Origin of the sequence: Mucilaginibacter achroorhodeus (assembly GCF_007846095.1) — a bacterium.
Taxonomy (GTDB): domain Bacteria; phylum Bacteroidota; class Bacteroidia; order Sphingobacteriales; family Sphingobacteriaceae; genus Mucilaginibacter; species Mucilaginibacter achroorhodeus.
In genome coordinates, this window is the sequence record NZ_VOEI01000001.1 from 237,245 (window position 1) to 263,930 (window position 26,686).

Genomic DNA, 26,686 nt, shown 5'->3' on the forward strand with positions numbered 1-26,686 from the left:
TAAACAAATGGAAGTTATTTTAAAACAAGACGTAAAGAACCTCGGCGATAAAGACGATGTAGTGAATGTAAAGCCGGGTTACGGCCGCAACTTTCTTATCCCTAAGGGTTATGCTATATTAGCTACTGAAAGTGCACGTAAAGTTTTGGCTGAGAACATCAAACAAGCTCAGTTTAAACAAGAAAAGATCCGCAAAGATGCTGATGCTATTGCTGCTAAATTAGAAGGTGTAAAACTTACTATCGGCGCTAAAGCAGGCGAAAGTGGTAAAATCTTCGGTGCTATCAATACCATCCAGGTTGCTGATGCATTGAAAAAAGAAGGTTTTGACGTTGATCGTCGCCGTATCACTTTTGACCAGGAGCCAAAAGTATTGGGCGAGTACGTTGCTAACGTAAACCTGCACAAAGAAGTAAAAGTTCAGGTACCTTTTGAAGTAGTAGCTGAATAATTATAATATCCCCGTTCCTACTCTTTTAGAGTTTAGAACTTAGGATTTAGAATTTTAAAAAAGGAGTTTGGCATTTGCCCTGCTCCTTTTTTATTTACCTTACATATGCATCTTAAATGGCTAAAAAAGCGCAATCCCGCAAAAAAGGCAACACCACAGGCATTCACCGTAATGGCATCTTAAAACTGGTGTTACGTGTTGTTAAACTTGTTTTTATTTTGTTTGTGGGCTCAAGCCTTTTTTTTGTGATTTTGTACCGTTTTGTGAACCCTCCGGTTACCTGGTTAATGATACAGCGGGGCTTTGAACGCAAAGGCCGCGGTCTTGAGTGGAAGGTAGACAAAAAATGGGTGGACTTTGACCAAATTGCTGACCCTATGAAACGCGCTGCCGTTGCTGCCGAAGATCAGACGTTTTTAGAGAACCATGGTTTTGATTTTCATGCGATAGAAAAGGCGATAGAGAAAAACTCTAAAAGTAAAAAGCTGATTGGTGGCAGCACCATAACGCAACAAACAGCCAAGAATGTTTTCCTTTGGCCGGGGCGCTCTTTTGTGCGCAAGGGACTTGAGGCATGGTTTACCGTGTTGATAGAGGCTTTTTGGGGCAAGAAGCGGATTATGGAAGTATATCTCAATGTTATTGAAATGGGCGATGGTATATATGGTGTGGATGCAGCATCTCAATCCTACTTTCATAAGCCAGCATCACAGTTAACCAAACGGCAGGCAGCTGCTATTGCAGTTATATTCCCAAGCCCGCTGCGTTGGAGCGCCACCAACCCTACCCGCTATCTAAAACACCGGCAGTACCTGATATTAAAAAACATGCGAAGGTTAGGACCGCTGGAGTTTTAAAAGAACATTACCTGATTATACCGTTTATGGCCGGATGGCTTTTAGACGCGTTAAATTCTGTTATCGAAAATTCCGCAAGATTGTGTTTGTGAAACGGATCTTCAGCAATTATCTTTTCTAAAATTTCTTTTGAGTCTGCCTGGGCTATAATTACACCACCAGTACGTGGCACTTTCCTTCCACTCATTAAAAACACGTCGGCTTTGTAATATTTGTCGAGGTAACTAACGTGCGCAGCCATATAATTATCTAATTCCTCCAGAGGCGCAGTATAATGTAAATCAATAATAAACATGATCTTTAAACACTGAACTATAGCGAAAGTTCGCAAAAGCCACCGCCTTAATACAACAAACGGTTAAATAAAAATCCCCGCGGATCATAAGGTCACGCGGGGACGTTTTGTTTTATTTGATACTAATTGAATTAGTTTACAGAGATGACACCATTATCTGAGCAAATATTAACGTTACTAAATGTAGCATACGGCCCGGTACTGTTGCCAGAGGTAGCACAAATTTGATAAGCAAATCTATAGTTTTGGCCCGGCCCGCGTAAATATATGTTATACACCCCACCTACTACGCTAATGGTTTGTGAAGAGGTAAAGTTAAACGACGCGTTAGTACCGCCGGAAAATTGTGGAACAAGCTGAAATTGGAACGTGCCGCTACCGGTGTTGTTTTGTACGGTCAAACTATACATAACGGGTTTAACAGCATTTACATCAGCTGGCATGGCTTTCGTTACTGTGTTTGGCGCAAAAGCTTCTTTAGTTTGAACGTCGGCCGAAACTATTTGCGCTTTAACCGTAAAGCAAAACAGAAACATCACACTGCATAATAAAATGGCTTTTTTCATGATAAAAAAGATTAAAGGTTAATAATTGATTAAAGATAACATCCTACACACTAATTAATTGCTATAGATATTATCTAATCATTAACTTTTATTTGCCATTTATGAAAACGTAAACCAATGGTTAAATTTACGACAAGCTTCCAAATAGCTGCACATGCCAGCTTTCGTTAAATGGAACTTCCCATTTTGTGCGCAGGTCTGCAAGGGTTTGCACAAGATTATTAAATACGATGGTGTCGTCCTTGATCTTTGCTTCTTTAATCAAGTTCTCAAATTGTTGCCTCGGAACTGATCTGATGACATCGCCATCACGGTAAGCCAAATTAAATCGATCAAATAAATTAATGCCGAAGTGCTGTTCCAACTGCTTTATAAAATGAACAGATTTATCTATTGAACAGCCACTTGCACCTGCCTGGCTTTCATCCACAAACAAAATCAAAAAACGGTTGTATCTAATTTCGGCCTTGGCTAATAACTTGTTATTGTGTGCTGTCCAGCTGCGGGTAAAGTTGTCTAACAAAACCTGCGCTTCCTGCGCCTCTAATGCTGTTAATTCCCTGTCCGATTGGTAGATCCAAACCCTTGAATGTGAAGAAAATTCCATGGAACAAATTTACTTGATTTTTTAACTTAAGAATAGTTTAAGTTGTCATGCGAGCATCAATTGTAAAACCTGTTTTAAAAATTCGCTCAGGTATTGCGTTACTGATTATTTGCCTGTTATTATGCAGCTTTAAAGGTTTTATGGACGACCTGGAATGGACTGCCTGGGGTAATCGCTTCCTCAACGAGACTTATGACCCTTCAGTTGACGCTAACATCAAAAAGTTTGAGATCAATCTTACACCAGATCATTTTATCCGCTTAAGAAAAACTTATCAACAGGGTAAACAGGAATATTTCTCATTCAGGATAAACCGCATGGATGCCCTTAACTTTAAGCCGGGAACAGCGAATACTGATACTTTAGAATTTAAAACCGTTACCGACGATATTATCTATCAAACCTTTGAAGACCCTGCCGGCGACCTCGACTCCATGGTTACCCAGTGGGATCTACCCGTGAAGAAACTGTCGCCAAAAAGGCTGGACAGTTTAAAAGAAGCGTTGACATTTCTTAAAGGAAAAAATCCATGAGATATATTTTGATTGTCTTTCTCATTTGTTTTGCAACAGTTACTGAAGCACAAAATATAACCAAGCAACAAATTGATAGCTGGTTATTAAAATGTAATACTGCTTATAAGCCCGGAAAGATATCAGGCTACGCATTTAATAAAATAATGTATGAGCCTAAAGACTCTATAAAATTAAACAGCGACCTGGCATTGATCAAAGGCACTGACCTGCTAACTATCGATCCTTTTTGGAATGAAGAACTAATGCCTTCTACAAATAACCCTGGAAAAATTACGGTATTGATTTTAAAAAAAGGTGAGCAGAACAAATTTATAAAACAATCAACTTTGAAAACAGCATTAGCTAAATATACAAAGCCTGAAGCCGCTAAAAACGGAATTGTCTCCAAAGAACCGATACTTTTAATTAACGGGCAACCAGTTCTTCAAACAGATTGTTTTACGAGGTTATCAGCGGTTAAACCGGAAAATATAACAGACATTTATTATAGCAAACATCCGGTGCCGCAAGAACTGTACGGCCCAAATGCCAAAAACGGCATTGTTACCGTTTGGATCAAATAGCTTACAGGCCGTTCGCCTTAACCGTAATTTCTGCAATATCGAGCACTTTTATTTCCTGCTCCTTTTCCATGTGTTTTATGCCATCGGTAAGCATGGTCATGCAGAAAGGGCAGCCTGATGCGATGACATCCGCTTTTGCTTCCAGAACATCCTGCATGCGCTCGTCGTTGATGTCCTTTTTACCCGGCTCAGGTTCTTTAAACATTTGGGCACCACCAGCACCACAGCAAAGTCCGTTGCTTTTGCAACGTTTCATTTCAACCAGGTCGGCATCTAAAATTTCCAATGCGCGGCGGGGGGCCTCGTAAACATCATTGCCCCTACCAAGGTAACAGGGATCATGAAAAGTGATCTTACGGCCTCTAAAGCTCTCGCCGCCTTCGGCTTTTAACTTGCCATCGTCTATGAGTTGCTGTATCAATTGCGAGTGATGTATCACTTCATAATTGCCGCCCAGGGCAGGATACTCATTGCGGATGGTATTGAAACAGTGCGGGCAACCGGTAACAATCTTTTTAATGTTGTAGCCATCCAGCACCTGTATGTTGGTCATGGCCTGCATCTGGAACAAAAACTCATTCCCGGCACGTTTGGCAGGGTCGCCGGTGCAGCCTTCTTCTGTACCCAAAACCGCGAAACTTATGTCTACATGCTGTAGTATCTTACAAATGTCGCGGGTTATGCGTTGCGCACGTTCATCAAAACTACCGGCACAACCAACCCAAAACAGTATTTCCGGTTGTTTGCCTTCGGCAGCCATTTCGGCCATTGTAGGTATCTTTTGTTCCATAAGCTCTTATTCTTCGCTGATGTTGCTTATAAAGTCTTTAATGCTGCTGTAGCCGGAAAATGTAATGCCCGAATTAACTTCATTCAACCGATTTAAAATATCCATCGCCAGGTCAATAGCATCAACTTCTACTCCCTGCATTTGTGCATTCCAATTGATCCCTGCCTGCGTATCATTTTCTGCCATTTCCATGCACCAATTCTCCAAAAAATCTGCTAAAAATATCTCTGTCGGCAGAAAACCTTTCCAGTCATCACGTGCACAAGCTTTAGCCTGGGCCCGGTCATTCCAAAACGGGATAACAGCATCTGCTTCGCCACTTGCATCTGCATTTGCCCAACCGCCTTTTCCTTTCAATCCCCATACCGACCGGTTGGCTGCAGCCTTTTCTACAAATGTTTTATATACGGCTTTAAAAGCCTCTGTTTCTTGATCCATTAAATTCCTTTTTGTGATCCATCAAATCTGGATCATTATCTAACTTTTTTCCGCCCAGTTCAATCTATCTGCCTGGCTGTACTTCCAAGGTGCACCATTGTTTTCCATATTGCCAAACATGTTATTTAAACTTGCAGGCGCCTGTGACTCTTCCATTACCACATATCGGCGCATCTCTGTTATAATTTCCAGCGGGTTAATGTTAACCGGACAAGCCTCTACGCATGCATTACAGGTTGTACAGGCCCATAATTCCTCGCGGGTAATGTAGTTATCCAGCAAAGTATTTTCGTTGGTAAAATCCTTTCCGTGCTTGTCTATGTTGTTACCAACTTCGGTGACCCTATCGCGGGTATCCATCATGATCTTACGGGGCGACAGCTTTTTACCAGTGATATTTGCCGGGCAAACCGATGTGCAACGCCCGCACTCGGTACAGGTGTAGGCATCCATCAGGTTTTTCCAGGTAAGGTCGGTCACGTCCTTTGCGCCAAAGCGGCTTACATCAGCAGGCTCGGGTACAAAAGACGGATCAAGCATGGCCTTTACCTCGTTGGTTACCGAAGCCATATTAGTGAACTGTCCTTTAGGCTTAAGCCTGGAATAATACGTATTTGGGAAAGCCAGCAAAATGTGGAAATGCTTAGAATAAGGCAGGTAATTTAAAAAAGCCAATATGCCTACAATGTGAAACCACCAGCAAACACGCTCTGCAACAACCAACGCACTTGCTTGTGATGGCAGCAAAGGCGCTATAAACTCACTTACAGGGAAATTGCCGGCTTGTAAATAATGGCCGTAATGCAAAGCCTGTAACTTATAATCGGCAGCATTCATGGTTAGAAAAGCCGCCATTAACAATACTTCCGTAATCAGGATATAGTTTGCATCAGATTTTGGCCACGCGGTCATTTCCTGCCCGGTGAAACGCTTTAACTTTAATACATTACGCCTCACCAGGAAAATCAAGCATGCTAGCAGTACCAATAACGCCAAAACCTCAAAGCTGCCTATAAGCAAGCCATAAAAGCTTCCCAACGGTTTGGAAAATACCCGGTGCGAACCAAATAGCCCATCGATCAATATCTCCAATACCTCTATATTGATTATCACAAAGCCTACATACACAAATAAGTGAAGGATGGCCGCTACGGGGCGCTTGGTCATTTTACTTTGACCGAGAGCTACACGCGCCATGGTTGCCCAGCGTTCAGCCGGACGATCACTAAAATCTGCATCCCTTCCCAATAAAATATTACGACGGATCTTAGCTGCATTTTTCCAGAAGAGGTAAACTGCAGCGGCCAATATGATAAAAAAGATAGCTTGTCCGATCATAATTTATTATGCATGCATAGTATTTAATAGCGAAAATAGTTATTTGTTTTAATGTCACAAGGTATGAAATGTTTTAGATGCAGATGATTTAGCTTGATAAAAAGCTTTTTTAAAATTAATGCACTGATAATCAATAGCAGATATGCCACTGTTGCCCTATTTTGAAAAAAAAATTTTAAAAACTGAAAAAAACGCTACATTTGCAGACCCCAAACGGGATGATGGTGCCATAGCTCAGTTGGTAGAGCAAAGGACTGAAAATCCTTGTGTCGCTGGTTCGATTCCAGCTGGCACCACCAAAAAAGCAAAAGCCTTTAGTCGAAAGATTAAAGGCTTTTTTGTTTCAGTTATTCAACAAGCGCATTGTCCAAAGCAGCGATAATTCATCTATACCAGATCGCTAATGTCGCTTTTGTGTTTCTTTAATTTACCGGCCTTTTTCTTTAGATAGTCTTTTGCATGTTCTTTAATATCTTCGCCGGCTTCTTGTAACTCACTTTTCTTTTTAATATATAAGTAAGTAATCGCACCTGCAAACATGGCTCCTATAAGGAGACCTGATATTAGTATACCGTGATTGTCTTCTTTTTTGAATGGGTTTTTCATAACGTTTAATTTAAATCAACAACGCGCGGAACTGATTTTGGTTTACGTGATATAATCGGATCCGCATTTCCATAGGTTTCAACTGCCAAATTTTCAGTTCTGGTAGATCGATATTTAGTAGTTTACGGCTTTATTGAATCAGCTATAAATCATATATTCGTTTAATATTACAACCCCACAAAATGAACCTTATTTCAATATTTGGATTAATTGTTTTCGGCCTCGCTGCTTTGCTTGCTTTAGGCGTTATATTCTTCACCATAGTTAAATACATCCAAAGAAAATATTACCCTACCTGGAAGTTCCCTGATTACGTAAGTGTGGGCTATGCAGAATATCTTTACAAGAAATTTGTTAAGAAAGAAATTCCCAAATAAATAGGCTCTTATTCTTATTAAATCTGGTCATGTTAAAATTGCTTTAGGCAAGTTGCCCAACTTTGTGAATATTTGTGGTAACGTACTTGCTAACATGAGCAACATGAAAGAACAAATAAAAACCTTGCTAAACGATATCAAACAAAGTGCATTATCCTTTAGCGATGTACTGAAGTTTATAGAAACCGATTATGAACACCAGCCTACGGCATTTAAAAATGGCGAGGCTTATAACGAGGCAACACAAAACCAGGGCAGCGCAAAGGTTTTTGCGTTTGCGGAGTTAAACGGCTTAAGCCAGGAAGATACCCTGTATCTATTTGCAGAGCATTACCAATCGGTATTGAATAATCCTACCGGTACTGATCATCAAAACATAAGGCAATTTATATTGAACGGCTGGCCGGGCATCTCTTTTGAAGGTGAAGCCTTAAAAGAAAGATAAAAACAGAAAGCTCCCGGCACAATCGGGAGCTTTTTTGTTAATTGCTGAAGTGGTAATTCCCGGCGGGGATATTTTTCTGCTGAATATTTTTTCCTTCAGCATTCGGTAAATAAACAACAGCGGTACTTCCTTTAGGAATGGTTGCATCAAGTGTAAACTTTCCATCGGCTATTTTCCAGCTAACAATTATCTTACCTTGAGGACAGATATATGATGCCTTGCACCAGGTTAACCCGCCCCCAAGATCAGGGCGAATGATCACTTGTTGATAACCCGGGCTGCCTGCCTGTATACCTGCTATATGCTGGTACATCCAATCGCCTATGGCGCCATAAGCATAATGGTTAAAGCTGTTCATGGCCGTAGTTTGAAAGCTACCGTCGGGTTTTATACCATCCCATCGCTCCCAAATGGTTGTAGCACCCATTTTAATGGGGTACAGCCAGCTTGGATATGTATCCTGTAGCAAGAGCCGGTAAGCTTCCTTTGTATGCCCGAATCGCGAAAGCACATGGCAAAGGTATGGCGTTCCCAAGAAACCGGTAGTGAGGTGATGGTCGTAAGCCCTTATTTTACTCACCAGGTAAGATGCCGCCGTTGGGCGGTCTTTTTCTAACAGCATATCAAATTGCAGGGCAAGCACATAAGACGATTGAGTATTGCTTAGTATGCGACCGCTATAAGTTGTATACTCTTTACGATAAGCATCTTTAATCCGGTTAAGCAATGCTGAATAGTAATTTACATCTTCTGTTTTACCTAAAACACGTGCAGCGTTGATAACCAGTTGTGTGCTGTATGCGTAAAAGCACTGCGCTATTTCATACTTATCTGTTATGGCATCGCTGCCATCATCGGTAGGCGAATGGTAGCTTAGCCAATCTCCAAAATGGTCGCCTTTGTTCCATAGATCATTTGTGCTGTTTTGGGTCATAAAACCAACCCATTTTTTCATCGATTCATACTGTTGCTGCAATATTTCTTTATCGCCGTAAACCTGGTACATGGTCCAGGGCACAACAGTTGATACATCGCCCCAACCGGCGCTGCCTGCTGCACCATCCAGAATATCGGGCACCACAAAAGTGACTGCCCCATCTTTCCGCTGGTCTAACGCCACATCAACCATCCATTGCTTAAAAAAATACTGCACATCAAAATTATACGCTGCTGTGCGGGCAAACACTTGTGCATCACCCGTCCAACCCAAGCGCTCATCGCGCTGAGGGCAGTCTGTAGGTACGTAAAGAAAATTACCTTTTTGCCCCCATTGAATATTATGCTGAAGTTTATTCAGCATAGGGTTAGAGCACTCAAACGTGCCGCTCGGTTGCATATCTGCGTAAACAGCAACTGCAGTAAAGTCTTCAGGATCAGGATCTGCCCTAAGCCCTTTTATCTGAATGTACCTGAAACCGAAATAAGTAAAATGAGGTTCAAAAAACTCCTCTCCCTGCCCTTTTAAAATATAGGTGGATGTAGCTTGTGCTCCCCGCAAGTTTGCGATGTAAAAATTACCTGCTTTGTCTAATACCTCGGCGTGCTGTATGGTAATGGTATCACCTTGCTTACCTTTAACTTTCAGCATTACCCAGCCAACCAGGTTCTGGCCAAAATCCAGTACCTTTTCTCCTTTGGGAGTGGTCATAACATTTATTGGTTTAAATACTTCATGTTTGGTTGCCGGGTAACTTTCTGTTGGCACTAATTTACCTGCATAATCGTCGACAATTTTAACTGGCTTATCTACTTGCAGCAAACGGTTATGATCGATAGTTTCTCCGTTATTAATGGAAGATTGCCTGATCGGCCCTTCTCCGCTTTTCCAGGAATCATCAGAGCTAATGATCTCTTTATGGCCGTTAGTATAGGTAAGTTCAAGCTGGCAGATAAGGGATAACTTAGTACCAAAATAATTACGCCTGTTCTCAAACGCCAAGGCACCGCGATACCAGCCATCTCCCAAAGTTACCTGCAGAATATTATCGCCTTTTTTAACAAGATCAGTCACATCCCAGGCTTGGTAAGCAATACGTTTATTGTAGCTTGTCCAACCTGGAGTAAGATATGCGTTCCCTACCCGCTTGCCATTAATTTGAGCCTCGTACAAGCCACGACTGGTTATAAATAACCTGGCCTGCTTGACTTTCCCTAATGAGTTAAATTGTTTGCTAAAGTATTGTGAGGGGTGATTTAAACTATCCTCCGGATATCCTATCTGTATCCAATGAGCCTGCCATTCTGTAGCGAGATTGTGCAAAAATGCAGGATCGGCACCTGATTGGTCTTTTTGGGCAAAGGCATTACTCACAAGCATAAAAATAGCTGCCAGCAACACGCCTGGTTTAATTAGGGAACTTCTCATAATTGGCGTAAGAATAACAGCCTAATATAGTACAAGTACTAAACATTCTCATATCCATTAAGTCGCAATAATATTGTTACATAGCGCATTAGCGGTTATCAGCATTTTTGTCGCCTACTTATAAATTTGCAAGGTTCCTTCTATCGCCTGGCCTTTAATGTGTGTACAATCGCAAAAGATGTTGTATACTGAATATCCTTGTTTCTCAAGCAAACAAAAAAAGCTGCCCCGGCGAACCGGGTCAGCTTTAACTAACCTCAATCAAATATTTAAATCTTTGTTGCACCAGCTAAGCCGGGCTATCTTTTTATTTAAAATCGCAACTTTCTATTACCAGTGTTGCGGCACCTAACAGCTTGGCATTGGCCGCCAACTGCGATACGTCTATCTCTGTTTGCTCGGCCAGCCATGGTATGCAAAACTCATTAATGGCCTGCTGTATAGGTGCCATTAAGATCTTACCCGCCGTGGCCCCTTTTCCACTAAGTACAATAAGGCCCGGGTTCATGATATGTATCAGGGTTGATATCCCCTTCCCTATCAAAAATGCTGCATCAGATAATATCGATACAGCCAACGGATCGCCTGCACGGGCAGCTTTTAAAAAATCTTCTACCGGCAACTCCTTACTGCTTTTATATATCTTTTCCATACTTGAGCTGGCGCCGCTGTCAATTTCATGCTTTGCCCTTTCTATCATCACCAGTAATGAGGCGTCAACTTCCAGACAGCCACGTTTACCACAGGAGCACATCTTGTTAGTTTGCGAAAGTGGTATATGGCTAAACTCGCCGGCATAGCCTGTGTGGCCTCTAAACAGCTGACCGTTTACTATCATGCCCAAACCAATGCCCCAGCCTACGTTAACAACTAATACATCCTTGTGCTTTTTCCCTGCGCCAAATTTTAGTTCGGCAAGTGCAATAAGGCTGGAATCGTTATCAATGTAAACCGATAGTTCTATTTCGTTAGCTAAATATTCTTTAAGACTGGTGCCTCCCACCGGTTTAAAATAGCTGTGGTTTACACCTTCATCAGCGTTGACAAAACCCGGCATGCCAATTCCTACACCTAATATTTGCTCTGCCGGTATTCCTGACCGCCGGATATAACTCCTGATAAACCCGGTAAGTTTTCCCAACGTCGAGGGATCATCTTTAGTGATCAATATTTCGATAATTTCCGGGGCAATCTTTGCGTTGTTATGCATATCATACATCACTATCTGCGTAACAAACTGATCTATTGCTACCGCCACTATGTAGCGCTTTAGATGGCGGTTCAGCAAAAATGATAATGCCCTCCTGCCACCTGTTGACGGTGCCAACCCGTGTTCCAGTATATAACCCTCCTCAACCAGGTTATTTACTGTTGTGGTAACCAGCGGCAAACTTTTATGCGTTAGTTTACTTAATTGGGTTAGGGTAAGGCGTTTGTTATAGTAAAATTGTTTGATAAGCTCCTTCCTTAGTAGGTCGTGCTTTTTAATAACGATCATTAAACAGGTGTTGGCTTATCAAACTTAGCTTAATAAATTAAGTATTAAATAACCTTATTATTTTATTTATAAACGCTGTTTAACAAAATATTAAGCAATTTTACCATATGATAAGGGACGCCAATCCGAACGATGCAAAATCAATAGTACCTTTAATACTGCTGGCTATGGGCCCGCTTGCCACCAAATTCGCCAATAGTGATGATCTGCAAGTACAAACAGATCTGTTTAGCCAATTTGTGACTGCAAAGGACAATCAATATAGTTATCAAAACATATTGGTTAGAGAGGAGAACGGAAACATTGCGGGCATGATAATGGCCTATGATGGTGCAAAGCTGCAGGAGTTACGCAAACCATTCCTCGATCATATAAAACAGGAAAACGGTTTTGCGGGTGAACCCGAAGACGAGACCCAAACCGGCGAATATTATATAGATTGCCTGGCTGTGTTACCCCAATGGCAGGGCCACAGCTTAGGCAGTAAGTTAATAAAGGCCATGTGCTATAAAATAAAAGAAGAAGGGCATGATACGGTAGGCCTTTTAGTTAGCCGCCCGCAGGCTAAGCGCCTTTACGAACGGTTAGGTTTTAAAGTAATAAATGAGATATTCCTTTTGGGTGTTCAGCATCAACACATGCAGTTAAGATTATCTTGATCATCTACTTTCGTTAGGTTCTGTAGCGTGTGAACAATACCTTTACATTATAAACGTTTTTTAAAATTATCCCTGCACAAAATGAAATATACTGCATCACGCCTTTCGGAAGGTAACAAGATTTTCCCGGCTCAGGTTATTGTAGAGCCAACCGGCATTACGGTTAGGATCCCCGGCTTTTTTAGCGGTGATGAAACCACTGTAGCTTATAACAGCATATCGGCAGTTGAGATAGATACACCGCTTATCGGTTTCTCAACCATTCGCTTTTATCATAACGGCAACAAGGTAGAGGCACACGGCTTTTCAAAAGCTGATGCCAAGGCTATTAAACAAGCCATTGAAGTTGGCAGGAGCCGGTAAAAAAATATAAAAAGAAATAGCCGCGTTAAGCGGCTATTTCTTTTTATAATCCGGAGTTACTCCTGAACAATTTTATAGCTATTGCCAACAATATCACCCCAAAGGCTTTACGTAATATGTGCAAGCCGGTTTTACCCAAAAGTTTTTCCAGCCATTTTACGTTCTTAAGCACCAGGTAAACAACCAGGGTATTCAGTAAAATACCTACCACTATATTTTGTGTTTGATATTGAGACTTTAGGGAAAGCAGGGTTGTCATGGTACCGGCACCGGCTATAAGCGGGAACGCTATGGGAACAATTGATGCAGCTTCCGGCACTTCTTCCTTAAAGAAAGTAACACCCAGTATCATCTCCAGTGCGATGATAAAGATCACAATAGAACCGGCTATTGCAAACGAAGATATATCCAAACCGATGATGGCAAGCAGTTCGTCGCCTACAAATAAAAAGGCTATCATCAGTACCAGGGCCGCTATACTTGCTTTCTCCGATTGGATATGCCCAACCTTTTGGCGCATCTGTATAATAATAGGGATGGTGCCCATTATATCAATGATAGCAAAGAGAATCATCGTAACAGATAATATCTCTTTAAAAATGAATGGATGCATAGCTTAGGATTGCTTTTCTTTTGTTATTAACCGAATGCTAAACAAAAGTGCAATTAAAATATAGAAAGCCGATAAAAAGAAAACACTATGTACCGAAATTACCGTTATTAATCCGGCGGTAATAGGCCCCAATGTTTGCCCTATCGATATATAAGCTTGGTTTACCCCCATTACCTCGCCGCGTTCCTTTTCGTCATTATGGTCGGCGATGATGGCATTGAGCATTGGGTTACGTAAGCCGTTGAATAATCCGTAGACACCTATGGAAATGGCAAACAATACCAAAGCAGTAGAAAATCCTGTGAGCATCATCATCCCAAAACAAAATATTGTTGAGATCAGCAAAATAACCGATTGCAAAGGGATCAACTTTTTTATAGCGGGCACAAGCAATTGCATCAAAATGCCCGTGATACCAAATCCAGCATAGAATAACCCGGTTTGTGACGTGCTTAATTTTAGATCATCAACGCTAAAGGTTTGAAAACCGATGATCATGGCGAATTGGGCCATGGTCAGCAAAAAACCGGTAAATATTGCCGTACCGATCACGGGCTTTTTTAAAACAGTTATCAATGAAGAGATCTTAAAACCCCCGCCCTGCTTTTTTGCATTTTTGTTTTGGTTGGTCTCTTTCAGGAAAATAAAGGACAGTATTACGCCCAACACCGCTATTCCTGCGGCAAAAAAGAAAGGCACATGCATCCCAAACTTGCTCAACAAGCCACCCACAGCCGGGCCAATAACAAAACCAAATCCAAAAGCGGAGCTTAATATCCCGAAGTTTTTGGCCCGGTCTTTTGGCGATGAAATATCAGAGATCATGGCTTGGGCAACAGAGATGTTTCCGCCGGTTAACCCGTCAAGGATCCTGGCAGCAAAGAGCACCAAAACGCTGTTGGCCAGGCCAAATAAAACGAAAGAGATAGCCGTCCCTATCAAACTGATGATGAGAATGGGCTTACGACCCCATTTGTCTGATAAGGAACCAAGGATAGGCGTAGCTACGAATTGTGCCATGGAGAAGGCTGCAGTCAACAGGCCGATGGTGTGCTCGGTAACACCAAATTTTTTGCCGTAAGGATAAAGCAGGGGTATAATAATGCCGAATCCCATTGAATTTATTACGGCTATTAATACCAGCACCCAAATCATCTTGTTCACCTTCATGCCCTTACAAAAGCCATGAAAACAAAAAAGGTTCTGCAATGCAGAACCTTTTTATATGTCGTGATCAAAAAATCACTGTTTTTCAAAATCGGCAGCTTTGGGCAGTATGTCGCCTGCTGTGCCAAGTTTGCTATGTTTTTTGCTGTAACCGAAATAGATCAGCAAACCTAATATCATCCAAACTAATGCACTTATTTGTGTTTCGCTCGGTAGACCAACAATCATACCGGCACAAACGATCATACCCAATATAGGTACCAATGGCACCAACGGGGTTTTGAACGGACGAGGCAGGTCTGGGTCGGTTTTACGTAACAAGATGACGCCCACGCACACCAGGATAAATGCAAACAGGGTACCGATAGAGGTTAGATCGCCTGCTACGCTGCCCGGCACAAATGCCGCAAATGCTCCTACAAATATGAACAGGATCATGTTGCTTTTGTATGGCGTTCTGAATTTAGGGTGAAGATCTGAGAATACTTTTGGCAATAAACCATCGGTAGACATGGTGTAAAATACCCTTGATTGGCCCATCAGCATCACCAGGATAACCGAAGAGAAACCAGCCAGAATAGCTACTGTAACCAAGGTTGATAACCAGCCATAACCGTGCATGTAATTGCTGATAGCAAATGCTACTGAAGCTTCTTTACCAGATTTCATGAAATCGGTATAAGGAGCCACACCGGTTAATACCCATGAGAACAGTATATAAAGGATAGTACAAACCACTAATGAACCTAAGATACCGATAGGCATATCGCGGCTCGGGTTTTTAGCTTCCTGTGCTGCAGTTGATACCGCATCAAAACCAATAAAGGCGAAGAATACCACACCGGCACCGCTGATGATACCGCCCCAGCCGTGGTTAAAGAACGGCGCATAAGAATAGGCTTTTCCGTTCTCCTGCATAACATCAGGTGCATTAGCAGGGATAATGTATGGATGGTGGTTAGCAGGGTTGATGTACTGCCAGCCAATAGCGATAAATACCAATACGATAGCTACTTTAATGAAAACGATTATACCGTTTACCGTAGCCGATTCTTGTGTACCTTTTATTAAAAGTAAGGATAAAATCACCAGGATAAGCAATGCAGGTAAGTTAGCGATACCGTGTACGCTATGTCCGTTGATCATTACCGATTCCATTGGCGAGTGACACCACTCATAGGGTATCCCACCCCCTAGGAGCTTGTTAAGATACTCGCTCCAGCTTATGGATACTGTGGCGGCGCCCAGCGCATATTCTAATATTAAGGCCCAGCCTATGATCCAGGCAACGATCTCGCCCATAGTAGCATACGCATACGTATAGGCACTACCGGCAATAGGAATGATAGAAGCAAATTCAGCGTAGCACAAACCGGCGAAAGCACAGCCAATAGCCGCTACAATGAATGATAAGGTTACCGCCGGACCAGCGTGTTCACCGGCAGCAGCAGCAGTCCTTACGAACAAACCGGCACCGATAATTGCACCAATACCCAATGCAACCAGGCTGCCCGCACCAAGCGTTCGCTTTAGGCTACCCTCTCCATCTGCAGAGGAAGTTAATTGTTCAATAGATTTTTTTACAAATACCTTCATTTTAAATTAATAGATCAGTTTAGTAAAACTTTAAAAACACTTAGCCCAAACGTAGTTAATTTAATTGAAAACTTAAAGAACAGAATGTAACAAGGGTATAGGAGTTGTTAACAGAATAAAAGTGGGCTAAATAATATTTTGTGAACGTTCATGTCATGGTGACCACGTCGAACCACTCATCGCGCAAGGTCTTCGACAAGCTCAGACTGACAAAAGTTGTAAAAAGACGTTTTTTTAAAGTGAGACATAACGTTCTCATGGCAAAGCCCTCCAAATAAACCAAGGTGTTAAAACAAGATTCAAGATCGTCATCACCCAGCCTAATTTTTTATCGCCTTGCCTGCGGAGCAGATAACCAAACACCAACCCGCCAAATAGCACCACAGCAGCATCAAAATACATGAGGCTATCAAATGTAGGTGGCTCAATGTCTATCTTCAAAATCGAAGATATCATCCAGATACAGGTAGATATTATAAAGGCAAAGTATATAAAGAATGGATTTCTTCATCAGTGCCAATATACACAAAAGCCCTCGCTGGTTAGCGAAGGCTTTCTGTATATAAAACTTTATCAGATCTTTTTATCAGCCTTGATAACATGAGTTGTAGTATTCATCGACTGTATCTTTAGCTGCTTTTGGATGTGCTCGCTATTGTTGATCTCACTATTTAAGTGTGGGGCAATTACCAGCGATACGATAGACATCAGTTTGATCAGGATGTTCATTGATGGCCCTGAGGTATCTTTGAACGGATCACCTACGGTGTCACCTGTTACGGAAGCTTTGTGCGGCTCCGATTTTTTATAATACATTTCGCCGTTGATCTCTACACCTTTTTCGAAAGATTTTTTTGCATTGTCCCATGCACCACCTGCGTTGCTCTGGAAAATTCCCATCAATACACCTGATACGGTTACACCGGCTAACAAACCGCCCAACACTTCGGGGCCAAAGGCGAAACCGATGATCAGCGGGGTTACCAAAGCGATCAAACCTGGCGCGATCATCTCACGGATGGATGCCTGGGTTGAGATAGCCACGCATTTTTCATACTCAGGTTTTGCTTTATATTCCATAATGCCAGGGATCTCGCGGAACTGGCGGCGAACTTCTTCTACCATTGCCATTGCCGCACGGCCCACTGCCGAAATTGCCAAAGCCGAGAAGATGAACGGAATCATGCCGCCCACGAATAAACCGGCCAAAACGTTGGCCTTGTAAATGTCAATATGCTCGATGCCTGCCACGCCTACAAATGCTGCAAACAGTGCCAGTGAAGTTAAAGCAGCCGAAGCAATAGCAAACCCCTTTCCGGTGGCTGCAGTGGTGTTACCTACGGCATCCAGGTTATCTGTACGATGACGAACTTCCGGTGGCAACTGGCTCATTTCTGCAATACCACCTGCATTATCGGCAATCGGGCCAAATGCATCAATGGCCAATTGCATAGCAGTGGTAGCCATCATGCCGGCAGCAGCGATAGCCACACCATATAATCCCGCAAAGAAATATGAACCATAAATACCGGCAGCTAAAACAAGTATAGGCAATACGGTTGATTCCATACCGATTGCCAAACCACCAATAATGTTAGTAGCGTGGCCTGTTGATGATTGCTTGATAATGCTTAGCACAGGGCGTTTACCCATTGCTGTATAGTATTCGGTGATGATAGACATTAGCGTACCCACAACCAAACCTACCAGGATAGAGCCGAACACACCATTCTTGGTAAAAACCAATGAACCTGCTTTGATAGCACCGCTTGCATCAAGGTCGCGTTTAAGGTGCATGTCGCCGGCAGGCAGCATCCATTGTACTAAAAAATAAGTGGCAATAGCGGTTAGCACAATCGATGCCCAGTTGCCCATGTTTAAAGCACTTTGTACACTGTCTGTTTCATTCTTGATCTTAACAAAGGATGCTCCTACTATAGAGAATATTAAACCTAAACCGGCAATAACCATGGGTAATAAAACCGGGGCAATCCCGCCAAAGTTATCGGCAGACACAATTTCGCGGCCCAGCACCATGGTAGCCAGCATTGTAGCTACATAAGAACCAAATAAGTCGGCACCCATACCCGCTACGTCGCCTACGTTATCGCCAACGTTATCAGCAATGGTTGCAGGGTTACGCACATCATCTTCAGGAATACCGGCTTCTACTTTACCCACAAGATCGGCACCTACGTCTGCCGCCTTGGTGTAAATACCACCGCCAACGCGCGCAAAAAGCGCAATAGATTCAGCACCTAAAGAGAAACCGGCCAAAACCTCAAGAGCTTTCTCCATAGCTTCGCCGTTAACATCTAAACCTTTGCTTTTTACATAAATGGTGTAAAAAACAATGAATAACGAACCTAAACCTATGATAGCTAAACCGGCTACCCCCAGGCCCATTACGGTACCACCAGTAAACGAAACTTTTAATGCTTTTGCCAGGCTGGTTTTGGCGGCCTGTGTAGTGCGCACGTTAGCCTTGGTTGCAATGCGCATCCCAATATAACCCGCAAATGCAGAAAGGAAAGCCCCTATCAGGAAAGAGATGGCAATTACCGGGCTTGATCTTTCACCAACGGTGGTTCCGCTCCATGCCAGTAATATGCCGGCTAATACCACAAAATAGCTCAGTATCTTCCACTCTGCACGAAGGAATGCCATTGCGCCGTCGGCAATGTAACCGGCCAGCTGGTTCATTGATGCATCGCCAGTTTCCTGTTTAGTTACCCAGGCAGATTTGCTTGCCATAACAAGCAAACCTATAACGCCCATAACAGGGATCAAATAAATTAAGTAAGTGTTCAAAAGATCCATATAATTAGATTAGTTTATGAAGTGTGCGAACTAAAAGCCTGAGGCTTATTATAATTGGTTGCTGCAAAATAGTAAATTAATTTACTATACAATAGGATGACAATTTATCTTTAATTATTTTTCGGCCCGGATAAACTCAATTTCGAAATCAGCGGCAACGCACTCAAAGCTGTTATCTTTAAAAAAGAATATGTAATGATTTAAAGGCTTGTGGCTATCAATTGGCGATAAAATGATGGCTTTGGGTGCAAAATCAATAGTCCAATCAGTATCCAATTCATAAAAGCCGCCCCAGGGAAGCTCAGTATATTTATAGCGGTGCTGCCCCATGTAATATCCTTCATCATTGGTACCATGGGTAGAATATTTATGACAGCCAGTAAATATCAATCTTCCCCAATCACCCTCATTAAACTGAGTGTAAATAAAGTAATTGAGATAAAATTCGATAAGTACAGTATCTCCGTTGATAAATATTCTTTCTTCGGGCGCATTAGGATCTGCATCCCAGTTAACATTCAGTTCGGTATATTTCACTCTCAATATTAAAGCTTTCTTTTCACATCAACTTGTTCCTTCTTGCTTTAAAAGCATATTTATTCCTAACTTAAGCCTCTTAAACTAAATCTTAAATGGCTGACAATTCTTCGTCTTCCTCGAAAATGAAACACGAGCTGAGCTTGCTTGATGGCACCATGCTGGTAGCAGGCTCCATGATCGGTTCAGGAATATTCATCGTAAGCGCCGATATCATTCGCAATGTAGGCTCATCTGGCTGGCTTATAGCTGTTTGGATCATTACCGGCTTTATGACGCTTACAGCTGCCCTAAGCTATGGCGAACTAAGTGCTATGTTCCCTAAAGCAGGCGGACAATACGTTTATCTTAAGGAATCTTATAACAAACTGATAGCTTTCCTGTACGGATGGAGTTTTTTTGCGGTGATACAAACCGGTACCATTGCTGCGGTGGGCGTAGCTTTCTCCAAGTTTACGGCCTATCTTATCCCTGCCGTTAGCGAGGATAACATTTTAGTCAGCATCGGTTCATTAAAGATCAGTGCGGCGCAGATAGTTTCCATCGTGCTTATATTCTTCCTCACTTTTATCAATACAAAAGGTGTTAAGGGTGGCAAGCTGATACAAACCACGTTTACATTAACAAAGCTTTTAAGTCTTTTCGGGTTAATAGGTTTTGGCTTTTTAGCTTTTAAAGGCGATATATGGCAAGCCAACTGGGCAAACGCCTGGGACTTACACAACCTGAATAAAGATGGCAGTGTAACCGCTTTAACTTTAAGCACGGCATTAGGCGCTATTGCTGCAGCTATGGTGGGTTCTATCTTCAGCAGCGATGCCTGGAACAGCGTAACCTTTGTAGCAGGCGAAATGAAGAACCCTAAGCGCGATGTGGCCCTGAGCATGATGTTCGGTACATTGATCGTTACGGTCATCTACGTTTCGGCGAATGTGGTTTACACCGGTGTGCTTTCATTACATGATATTGCTACCGCTGATAAAGACCGTGTGGCCGTTGCGGCCTCGCATGTGATATTCGGCAACATTGGCACGTATGTTATCGCCCTCATGATCATGATATCCACCTTTGGTTGCAACAACGGGCTGATACTCTCCGGCGCGCGCGTTTACTATACCATGGCTAAAGATGGCCTGTTCTTTAAAAAGACAGCCGAACTGAACAAAAATGCTGTACCCGAATTCGGGTTGTGGATACAGGCAGTTGTAGCCTCAGTGCTTTGTTTGAGCGGCAAATACGGCGACCTGCTGGATATGATATCCTTTGTGGTGGTTGTATTTTACGTGCTTACCATCATCGGTATCTACATCCTCCGCGTTAAACGCCCTGATGCCGAAAGGCCTTATAAAGCCATTGGTTACCCGATCCTGCCTGCCATTTATATTTTAATGGGTGTGGCTTTTTGCATTTTGTTATGCGTTTACAAAAGCGATTACGTTAAATATGGATTAGGCATTGTGCTTATAGGCATCCCTATTTATTATATCTCAAAAAGTAACATCAAGAATGACGATACAGCGGACCTGGTTAGTTAGTCTTTTATTTATCACCAACAGCCTTTGCGCTCAATCTACTTTACAAAAGCGGCTGCAAACCGCCTTTATCCGCTTACAAACTGATGAGCAGTGCAAGTACGGTGCGGTATCATTAACTGTACTTGATGCAAAAACAGGCGAGATGATCTTCGGCGGTAACCCGGATATGGGCTTAGCGCCGGGTTCTACGCTAAAAACAGTGACCAGCATTACTGCATTCAATGTTTTGGGTAAGGATTTTCAATTTCAAACGCAGTTAGGATATACCGGCACTTTGGCTGCAGATGGTACGCTTACCGGTGACGTGATCATCAAAGGCGGCGGCGACCCTACATTGGGTAGCTGGCGGTATGCCAATACCAAAGAGAACGTAGTTTTAAACACCATGGTTGTTGCTTTGAAAAAGGCAGGTATCAAAAAAATAAATGGTCGGGTCATAGGTGATAACGGCGCCTACAACAAGCAGTCTATTCCCGACGGGTGGATCTGGCAGGACTTAGGCACCTATTACGGTGCAGGCATTGCCGGATTATGCTGGCGCGAGAACCAGTTTGATATTTTGCTACGAACGGGCGCTGTTGGGAACCCCATAGCCGTAGCAGGTACAAACCCGGAGACCAACTATCTGCAGTACAAAAGCGAGCTTACCAATGGTGCCGCAAAAACCGGCGACCAGGCTTACCCATATCTGCCTTCATTTGGGAGTAAAGTGATGTACCTACGGGGAACATACGCGGTAGATCAAACCAAAAAGCGTGTTTCTGCCGCCATACCAGACCCTGCTTTTGACGCAGCACTGCGCTTGTCAGATACGCTTAAGCGCATAGGCATAACCATAAATGGCGACCCGCAGTCGACCAACATGCTTGCGGAGAAAAACCAACCGGTACCGGCGGCATCAACTGCGTTAACCACTATCCTTTCGCCGGAGTTGAGTAAGATAATATATTGGCTAAACCAGAAAAGCGTTAACCTGTATGCCGAACAATTGCTGGCAACCATTTCGCTTAAGTCTGGTAAAACGGCAACTGCTGCCGATGGTGTGAACGTTTTAAAAGCATTCTGGGAGCAAAAGAGCATCGACAAACGATCGATGAATATTTTTGATGGCAGCGGCTTATCGCCGGAAGACCATATCACCACCTCAACCATGGCGCGTATCTTACAGTCTGCGCGTGCAGCTACCTGGTTTGATGATTTTTATGAGAGCCTGCCCGTGTACAATGATATGAAGATGAAAAGCGGCAGCATCAACAGCGTACAAGCCTATGCCGGTTTCCAAACGCATGAAGGCCGCCAACTGTGTTTCTCTATCATGGTAAACAATTACAGCGGAACTGGCAGCGCCATAAGGGAGAAGATGTTCAGATTATTGAATGAGTTGAAATGAATACTTTGAAATCTTTGCCTGGTTGGAATTTAAATTTTGATGAAGTATCTAACGGCTGTTTCAAATTTGTTTTAACAAACCAATACGGTAATAAAGCAGAGGTTATTGGTTCGTTTGATGAAAGCTTAAAAAGGGCCAAAGAATTTGCTTTTGACATCCAAAAACAATTATCTAATGATTGGCCTGTTTTTCTTTACAATCTTTGCTTGCTTGAGTTGAACGAAAAAATAGAAGTCGAATCGAACTTTACATCTGACTTTTGGCAGATCACTTTTAAAGATAAGATCTTAACTTATGATTGTAGTAATGCAGAACTCAATTGTAAAATACACTCGGGTAATTCTTGGAAAAATATTGGATCAATTCGCTATGAGGAAATAAATTATCTGAATTTACTTCTTTTCATCAAACAAGTCATACCAAATAACCATGCTTAAAAAACTGCTTTTCACCATAAGTTTTGTATCTGCTATTTATTGTTGCAAAGCCCAAACAGCCGAAGAAGTTTATAACAAATACCTTGACTATAACCTTGCCCGCATGCAAGGCGAAACCGAAAAGGCTTTAGACCTGGGAGCAGATCTCATTCCTAATATTGACAAGCTGAAGCCGGGTGCACGCAATAACTTCTATTATAGCATTGCCAACCTTTACGAAAACAACGATCAGTCTGTTAAAGCCATCGAATATTACCAAAAGGTAGTGGCAGCCGTTCCGGATTATTATGTAGCGCAAAGAGGATTAGGCTATCAATACGCCAAACAAGCTGAAGCGCTAAAGGCATCGGGCGGTGCAGCTTACATCGCTGCTGTCCGCAAAGCACTCCCCCATTTGGAAAAAGCGCAGGCCTGCGACCCTGACGATGATACGCTTAAGCTCATCAAATTGTACTACAACAATATCAATGATAAAACAGGGTTGGCAACGCTAAATGAGCGACTAAAGAAACTTTCTAAAACCTGCGTAGACCTGCTGGATGATAAAAATTAGAAAAGCAGCATTTTTCCCTGCTCGGGATAGGTGAGTTTTACGCCAAGCGTGTTGCCCGCTTTTAGCTGCTGCTTTATTTTAAAAATGCTTTTGTATGGCGGTTTTAAGTGGGTCACAACAACGTTCAGTCCTTTTACTGATGCACCAGCTATTTTCTGCAACTGCCCTAACTCTGCCATCAATAATTTAGGCGTAAGGTGGCCAAACAAACTTTTATCGGGCTGCTCATTAGAGAAAGACACTTCTATCATCAGTGCTTTTAACCGGCCCATTTTAAGCAACGGACCTACCGCGGCCCAAAGTTTGTTGAGGTTCTGGCTTTTTTCAATCGCGTCCGCCCCTGTATCACCCAGGTATAACACATAGTTGTCGCCGCTTTTCATTAAAAATGCCGTGCTGGTAAGATTAGAATGGCTAAGCGGAAAAGCCGTTACCATCATTTCGGTGTTTCCAACAGATTGCTGTTCTCCTGGTGTAAGTATTTTGTAATGATATTTCTTTAATTGCGGTGCCCCGCCATCGTCTGCAAAGTTTGCCCAACTTTCCCAGGTAAAATAATGGGTCTTCAGCGTTTCTATAGTTGATGCCAGGCCGTAGACATTCTTTACAGTATCTTCCGGCGAGTTGATCACCATACCGGCCAAATGATCTAAATGCCCATGAGAAATAAAGTAGCCTTTGATATTATGCTTCATCACCTCTTCTGCAGGTGATCTAAATACCTTATTCTTAACAGCTATCTCAAGTCCGTAGTGAATAGTGCCGGCATCAAGGCATGCGTAATTATTTGAGCCAATTGGTGCTATCATGTAAGCAGATAGATTACTTTCATCTATCCCGCCCAGTACACCCAATGGCACAATTTTAAAAGATGGCTTTGCAACCTGCGCAAACAACGTGGCAGGCATCAGCAACAATAAAACAAGTATGATTTTAGGCAGACGGTTCATTATAGCAAAATTAGTAATTTGGCCGGCATGAAAACGAGTAAACTTGCTGCCAAAATTGTTACCAAGTTGTTTCTTGTGCTGTTGATGGCAGCCCTGGCCTTCTTACTGAATGAGAATAACAAGCTTGACCATGTATATCTTGACGGAAAGCAAATATGGGCGTTTGTTCCACCCATATTGCTCATCTTAGGTTTTATTACCTTACTTGTTATATGCGTCCGGCAAAAATACAGCAAACCGGATATGAACTGGCTGCTGGTTGTAAATACTGTTGTATTGATGGCCTACGGCATCACCCTATTTATTCGCATTCACGATATGATAAACCAGGTTCGCTGATCTATTCTGTTTTCATTTTTTCCTTGGCAGATTCTTTATACTCATAATCTCCGCCAAGTAGATATCCCCATGGCTTAAGGTCTTCTATACGATCAAAAATGATCTTCATAATAGCCATCACCGGTATGGATAAAAACATACCCGATAAGCCCCATATCATCTCACCAATGATTATCCCGATAAAGGAAATTAAGGCGTTCAATCTTACTTTGGAACCTACTATTGCAGGCAACAGGAAGTTGGCATCAATTGCGTGTATGCCAATAACAGCAGCTGCGGTAGTAAGCGTTTGGCTAACGGTACCGGTAGCGAAAGTTACCAGCGTGCTTAGCAGCAATGCGGTAAATATGCCGATGTATGGAATTATATTAAAGAGACCAACGATCAAACCTAACAAAACCGCATACTTGATACCGATGATCCAAAACACAGCTATTGCCATGGTTGCAACGATCACCATTTCGATAACCAGGCCGAATATGTATTGGCGTAAGATCTTTTGGATGTTCTCGACGATATCCATAACCGTAGCCTTATTGTTATCGTTGAATACCCAGGTGATAAATTTGATAAGCAGCCTGCGGTAAAACAAAATAAAGAAGGTAAAGATGAGGATGAAGATATAGAACAACGCTAACGACGATACCGCGCCAAAGGTAGTACCAAGCACTGCACCACCAGATGACATTAATTTCTTGGCAGTATCATTCACGTACCCCATTTGTGCGTCAGTATTTACGTGAAATGTGTTTTCGACCCATTTGTGAAGATCGTTAACCGACTGGTTGATCTGGTTTTTAAGCATCGGCCAGTCGTTGGCAATACCGGATATCTGGTTACCTACCAGGTATAGTATGCCGCCAACAAAACTTATTAATAGTATTATCGAAAGAAATGAACTGGCACTGCGTGGCAGCTTACACTTACGCTCAAAAAAGTTTGATACAGGCAGTAGCAAAATGGCGAACAGGAAGCCGAAGATAAGCGGATCTAAAAGTTCTTTAGCGACTATTACTAAATAGCCCAACACGCATAAACCAATAAGGATGAGCGCGAGGCGTTCATAAAACGGAGCAATTATTTTTTTTTCGGGCATGGGGTATTAATTTACTTTAAGTTGTGAACAGGTTTTGCAGGCTAATGTTTTTATTTTAGATGTGTTTGTAACACTTAATAGTTGTTTGAACATTAATGCGATTTTCAGAGATCATTAATGTTTGGCAGATACTTTGCTCAATTAAAGGGTAGCATTAAAATCAAAACATCATGGCAAAGTATTCAGAAAAAGCAAGTGAAAAGGTTGGTGAGACCCTGCATGAGATGAAAGAAGGTAAGCTTAAAAGCGGATCAGGTAAAAAAGTTACCAGTAAAAAACAAGCTATTGCGATAGGCCTGTCTGAAGCGCGAAAACAAGGCGCAAAAGTGCCAAAGCAAAAAAGTTAATATTGTTATGAATAGCCCGAGAGGGCTTTTTTGTTAAAGTGTAAAATCGTTCTTGATCCATTCGTCAAGCTGGTTGGCTTTTTCTATCTCAATTAAACGCTCAACCTGTGTATCGCGTTTATGAGTAGGCTCGGCCTGGTATTTTGCAATAACTGCCTTAAGCGCATCTACGTTTGCATCGACAGTATTAAAATTGTCTGGATGTTGTATGGCGTACTTACAATATTGTGCCATGTAAATAAATCCCAGCTGCGGGTTAGCGTCGGCCAGATCCATAATGGCTGGTTTCAGCTCTACCGTAATGTAAGGCACGCCCTGTGCCCACTTTAAAACAAATTGGGTAATAGCTTCTGTCTTTTTAGTTTCGGTTCCCCAATGTGTTTTCTGCAGCCAGTCTGCAGCCTTTACAATATCCTGTTCGTAAAGATGGTAATTGGTCTGTTTATCAAAGCGATAATTTACCGGCACATCAAATGTTTGAGCAGATGCCTTTATACTTAAACAAGCAGCAAAAATGATGATGCCGATTATCCTTTTCATTTGAAGTTTATA

32 protein-coding genes and 1 tRNA gene are annotated in these 26,686 nt (G+C 42.3%); 15 read left to right on the forward strand and 18 right to left on the reverse strand.

Translation table 11 applies throughout. The features are described 5' to 3' along the window. Nucleotides 1-7 precede the first annotated feature (7 nt). Together rplI and mtgA are read left to right on the forward strand one after the other, a co-directional pair. Nucleotides 8-451 (forward strand): 50S ribosomal protein L9, encoded by a 444-nt coding sequence (gene rplI, locus FPZ42_RS01095; protein WP_146268653.1) that lies wholly within the window; start codon nucleotides 8-10, stop codon nucleotides 449-451. 116 nt (nucleotides 452-567) lie between these two features. After that, nucleotides 568-1,308: a monofunctional biosynthetic peptidoglycan transglycosylase gene (gene mtgA, locus FPZ42_RS01100; protein ID WP_146268654.1), complete on the forward strand. Its 741-nt coding sequence runs from the start codon at nucleotides 568-570 to the stop codon at nucleotides 1,306-1,308. Between the two features lie 7 nt (nucleotides 1,309-1,315). Here mtgA and FPZ42_RS01105 read toward each other — a convergent pair whose 3' ends face one another. The 3 genes from FPZ42_RS01105 to FPZ42_RS01115 form a co-directional block, all read right to left on the reverse strand. After that, a complete protein-coding gene (locus tag FPZ42_RS01105) occupies nucleotides 1,316-1,603 on the reverse strand; it encodes a YciI family protein (protein ID WP_146268655.1) in 288 nt (95 codons plus the stop codon). Nucleotides 1,604-1,734: 131 nt separating this feature from the next. Continuing rightward, nucleotides 1,735-2,169 carry a hypothetical protein gene (locus FPZ42_RS01110; protein WP_146268656.1) on the reverse strand — a complete coding sequence of 145 codons (435 nt, stop codon included), beginning with the start codon at nucleotides 2,167-2,169 and terminating at the stop codon, nucleotides 1,735-1,737. A 127-nt stretch (nucleotides 2,170-2,296) separates the two neighbouring features. After that, a complete protein-coding gene (locus FPZ42_RS01115; protein WP_146268657.1) occupies nucleotides 2,297-2,776 on the reverse strand; it encodes an ABC transporter ATPase in 480 nt (159 codons plus the stop codon). Nucleotides 2,777-2,823: 47 nt separating this feature from the next. On the opposite strand from FPZ42_RS01115, the gene FPZ42_RS01120 reads away from it, so the two are divergent. Both FPZ42_RS01120 and FPZ42_RS01125 read left to right on the forward strand, forming a co-directional pair. Next, a complete protein-coding gene (locus tag FPZ42_RS01120; RefSeq protein WP_146268658.1) occupies nucleotides 2,824-3,309 on the forward strand; it encodes a hypothetical protein in 486 nt (161 codons plus the stop codon). Continuing rightward, entirely contained in the window at nucleotides 3,306-3,875 is a 570-nt protein-coding gene (locus FPZ42_RS01125) for a hypothetical protein (protein WP_146268659.1), read from the forward strand. Before FPZ42_RS01120 ends, FPZ42_RS01125 begins: the two co-directional genes overlap by 4 nt. Nucleotide 3,876: 1 nt before the next feature. Here the strand turns inward: FPZ42_RS01125 and FPZ42_RS01130 are convergent, their stop codons facing one another. The 3 genes from FPZ42_RS01130 to FPZ42_RS01140 are packed head-to-tail and all read right to left on the reverse strand — an operon-like array spanning nucleotide 3,877 to nucleotide 6,441. Then, the gene (locus FPZ42_RS01130; RefSeq protein ID WP_146268660.1) at nucleotides 3,877-4,665 is read right to left on the reverse strand and encodes a (Fe-S)-binding protein; all 789 of its coding nucleotides are present in this window, start codon (nucleotides 4,663-4,665) and stop codon (nucleotides 3,877-3,879) included. Between the two features lie 6 nt (nucleotides 4,666-4,671). Next, nucleotides 4,672-5,103: a DUF2750 domain-containing protein gene (locus tag FPZ42_RS01135; protein ID WP_146268661.1), complete on the reverse strand. Its 432-nt coding sequence runs from the start codon at nucleotides 5,101-5,103 to the stop codon at nucleotides 4,672-4,674. A 39-nt stretch (nucleotides 5,104-5,142) separates the two neighbouring features. Next, on the reverse strand, nucleotides 5,143-6,441 hold the full coding sequence (locus FPZ42_RS01140; protein WP_146268662.1) for a (Fe-S)-binding protein: 1,299 nt from the start codon (nucleotides 6,439-6,441) through the stop codon (nucleotides 5,143-5,145). A gap of 223 nt (nucleotides 6,442-6,664) precedes the next feature. Between FPZ42_RS01140 and FPZ42_RS01145 the strand changes: the two genes are divergently transcribed. Continuing rightward, nucleotides 6,665-6,740: transfer RNA gene (locus FPZ42_RS01145), tRNA-Phe, on the forward strand. An 88-nt stretch (nucleotides 6,741-6,828) separates the two neighbouring features. Here FPZ42_RS01145 and FPZ42_RS01150 read toward each other — a convergent pair. Further along, nucleotides 6,829-7,047 carry a hypothetical protein gene (locus FPZ42_RS01150; RefSeq protein ID WP_146268663.1) on the reverse strand — a complete coding sequence of 73 codons (219 nt, stop codon included), beginning with the start codon at nucleotides 7,045-7,047 and terminating at the stop codon, nucleotides 6,829-6,831. Between the two features lie 182 nt (nucleotides 7,048-7,229). On the opposite strand from FPZ42_RS01150, the gene FPZ42_RS01155 reads away from it, so the two are divergent. Together FPZ42_RS01155 and FPZ42_RS01160 are read left to right on the forward strand one after the other, a co-directional pair. Then, entirely contained in the window at nucleotides 7,230-7,424 is a 195-nt protein-coding gene (locus tag FPZ42_RS01155) for a hypothetical protein (RefSeq protein ID WP_146268664.1), read from the forward strand. A gap of 94 nt (nucleotides 7,425-7,518) precedes the next feature. Further along, on the forward strand, nucleotides 7,519-7,869 hold the full coding sequence (locus tag FPZ42_RS01160; RefSeq protein ID WP_261382203.1) for a HopJ type III effector protein: 351 nt from the start codon (nucleotides 7,519-7,521) through the stop codon (nucleotides 7,867-7,869). 37 nt (nucleotides 7,870-7,906) lie between these two features. Here the strand turns inward: FPZ42_RS01160 and FPZ42_RS01165 are convergent, their stop codons facing one another. Both FPZ42_RS01165 and FPZ42_RS01170 read right to left on the reverse strand, forming a co-directional pair. Beyond that, nucleotides 7,907-10,234: a family 78 glycoside hydrolase catalytic domain gene (locus FPZ42_RS01165; RefSeq protein WP_146268665.1), complete on the reverse strand. Its 2,328-nt coding sequence runs from the start codon at nucleotides 10,232-10,234 to the stop codon at nucleotides 7,907-7,909. Between the two features lie 307 nt (nucleotides 10,235-10,541). Then, a complete protein-coding gene (locus FPZ42_RS01170) occupies nucleotides 10,542-11,732 on the reverse strand; it encodes an ROK family transcriptional regulator (RefSeq protein ID WP_146268666.1) in 1,191 nt (396 codons plus the stop codon). A 107-nt stretch (nucleotides 11,733-11,839) separates the two neighbouring features. Here FPZ42_RS01170 and FPZ42_RS01175 point away from each other — a divergent pair, with 107 nt between their 5' ends. Beyond that, nucleotides 11,840-12,391: a GNAT family N-acetyltransferase gene (locus FPZ42_RS01175; RefSeq protein ID WP_146268667.1), complete on the forward strand. Its 552-nt coding sequence runs from the start codon at nucleotides 11,840-11,842 to the stop codon at nucleotides 12,389-12,391. An 81-nt stretch (nucleotides 12,392-12,472) separates the two neighbouring features. Further along, complete coding sequence (locus tag FPZ42_RS01180) at nucleotides 12,473-12,754, forward strand: hypothetical protein (RefSeq protein ID WP_146268668.1); 282 nt, start codon at nucleotides 12,473-12,475, stop codon at nucleotides 12,752-12,754. A 43-nt stretch (nucleotides 12,755-12,797) separates the two neighbouring features. Here FPZ42_RS01180 and FPZ42_RS01185 read toward each other — a convergent pair whose 3' ends face one another. From FPZ42_RS01185 to FPZ42_RS01210, 6 genes are all read right to left on the reverse strand, one after another. Then, nucleotides 12,798-13,367, reverse strand: coding sequence for a MarC family protein (locus FPZ42_RS01185; protein ID WP_146268669.1), 570 nt, complete (start codon nucleotides 13,365-13,367; stop codon nucleotides 12,798-12,800). Nucleotides 13,368-13,370: 3 nt separating this feature from the next. Further along, nucleotides 13,371-14,522, reverse strand: a complete 1,152-nt coding sequence (locus FPZ42_RS01190) for an MFS transporter (RefSeq protein ID WP_261382232.1) — start codon at nucleotides 14,520-14,522, stop codon at nucleotides 13,371-13,373. 87 nt (nucleotides 14,523-14,609) lie between these two features. After that, a complete protein-coding gene (locus FPZ42_RS01195; protein WP_146268671.1) occupies nucleotides 14,610-16,130 on the reverse strand; it encodes an amino acid permease in 1,521 nt (506 codons plus the stop codon). 255 nt (nucleotides 16,131-16,385) lie between these two features. Then, complete coding sequence (locus FPZ42_RS01200) at nucleotides 16,386-16,586, reverse strand: hypothetical protein (RefSeq protein WP_146268672.1); 201 nt, start codon at nucleotides 16,584-16,586, stop codon at nucleotides 16,386-16,388. Between the two features lie 117 nt (nucleotides 16,587-16,703). Next, a complete protein-coding gene (locus FPZ42_RS01205) occupies nucleotides 16,704-18,950 on the reverse strand; it encodes a sodium-translocating pyrophosphatase (RefSeq protein WP_146268673.1) in 2,247 nt (748 codons plus the stop codon). Between the two features lie 114 nt (nucleotides 18,951-19,064). Next, nucleotides 19,065-19,487 (reverse strand): hypothetical protein, encoded by a 423-nt coding sequence (locus FPZ42_RS01210; RefSeq protein WP_146268674.1) that lies wholly within the window; start codon nucleotides 19,485-19,487, stop codon nucleotides 19,065-19,067. A gap of 95 nt (nucleotides 19,488-19,582) precedes the next feature. Between FPZ42_RS01210 and FPZ42_RS01215 the strand changes: the two genes are divergently transcribed. Genes FPZ42_RS01215 through FPZ42_RS01230 form a run of 4 tightly spaced genes read left to right on the forward strand, consistent with a single transcriptional unit; the run spans nucleotide 19,583 to nucleotide 23,402 of the window. Continuing rightward, nucleotides 19,583-21,022: an APC family permease gene (locus FPZ42_RS01215; protein WP_146268675.1), complete on the forward strand. Its 1,440-nt coding sequence runs from the start codon at nucleotides 19,583-19,585 to the stop codon at nucleotides 21,020-21,022. Then, nucleotides 20,994-22,412: a D-alanyl-D-alanine carboxypeptidase/D-alanyl-D-alanine endopeptidase gene (gene dacB, locus FPZ42_RS01220; RefSeq protein WP_146268676.1), complete on the forward strand. Its 1,419-nt coding sequence runs from the start codon at nucleotides 20,994-20,996 to the stop codon at nucleotides 22,410-22,412. Before FPZ42_RS01215 ends, dacB begins: the two co-directional genes overlap by 29 nt. After that, the gene (locus FPZ42_RS01225) at nucleotides 22,409-22,849 is read left to right on the forward strand and encodes a hypothetical protein (RefSeq protein ID WP_146268677.1); all 441 of its coding nucleotides are present in this window, start codon (nucleotides 22,409-22,411) and stop codon (nucleotides 22,847-22,849) included. Before dacB ends, FPZ42_RS01225 begins: the two co-directional genes overlap by 4 nt. Beyond that, the gene (locus FPZ42_RS01230; protein WP_146268678.1) at nucleotides 22,842-23,402 is read left to right on the forward strand and encodes a hypothetical protein; all 561 of its coding nucleotides are present in this window, start codon (nucleotides 22,842-22,844) and stop codon (nucleotides 23,400-23,402) included. Before FPZ42_RS01225 ends, FPZ42_RS01230 begins: the two co-directional genes overlap by 8 nt. On the opposite strand, the gene FPZ42_RS01235 is transcribed toward FPZ42_RS01230, so the two are convergent. Next, nucleotides 23,399-24,352, reverse strand: coding sequence for an MBL fold metallo-hydrolase (locus tag FPZ42_RS01235; RefSeq protein ID WP_146268679.1), 954 nt, complete (start codon nucleotides 24,350-24,352; stop codon nucleotides 23,399-23,401). The two genes, FPZ42_RS01230 and FPZ42_RS01235, sit on opposite strands and share 4 nt — an antisense overlap. A gap of 27 nt (nucleotides 24,353-24,379) precedes the next feature. Between FPZ42_RS01235 and FPZ42_RS01240 the strand changes: the two genes are divergently transcribed. Next, the gene (locus FPZ42_RS01240; protein WP_146268680.1) at nucleotides 24,380-24,691 is read left to right on the forward strand and encodes a hypothetical protein; all 312 of its coding nucleotides are present in this window, start codon (nucleotides 24,380-24,382) and stop codon (nucleotides 24,689-24,691) included. Between the two features lies 1 nt (nucleotide 24,692). Here the strand turns inward: FPZ42_RS01240 and FPZ42_RS01245 are convergent, their stop codons facing one another. Continuing rightward, entirely contained in the window at nucleotides 24,693-25,787 is a 1,095-nt protein-coding gene (locus FPZ42_RS01245; RefSeq protein ID WP_146268681.1) for an AI-2E family transporter, read from the reverse strand. Between the two features lie 170 nt (nucleotides 25,788-25,957). Here FPZ42_RS01245 and FPZ42_RS19090 point away from each other — a divergent pair, with 170 nt between their 5' ends. Beyond that, on the forward strand, nucleotides 25,958-26,134 hold the full coding sequence (locus FPZ42_RS19090) for a DUF6496 domain-containing protein (RefSeq protein ID WP_186458663.1): 177 nt from the start codon (nucleotides 25,958-25,960) through the stop codon (nucleotides 26,132-26,134). A gap of 33 nt (nucleotides 26,135-26,167) precedes the next feature. On the opposite strand, the gene FPZ42_RS01250 is transcribed toward FPZ42_RS19090, so the two are convergent. After that, nucleotides 26,168-26,674, reverse strand: coding sequence for a hypothetical protein (locus tag FPZ42_RS01250; protein WP_146268682.1), 507 nt, complete (start codon nucleotides 26,672-26,674; stop codon nucleotides 26,168-26,170). Between the last annotated feature and the right edge of the window lie 12 nt (nucleotides 26,675-26,686).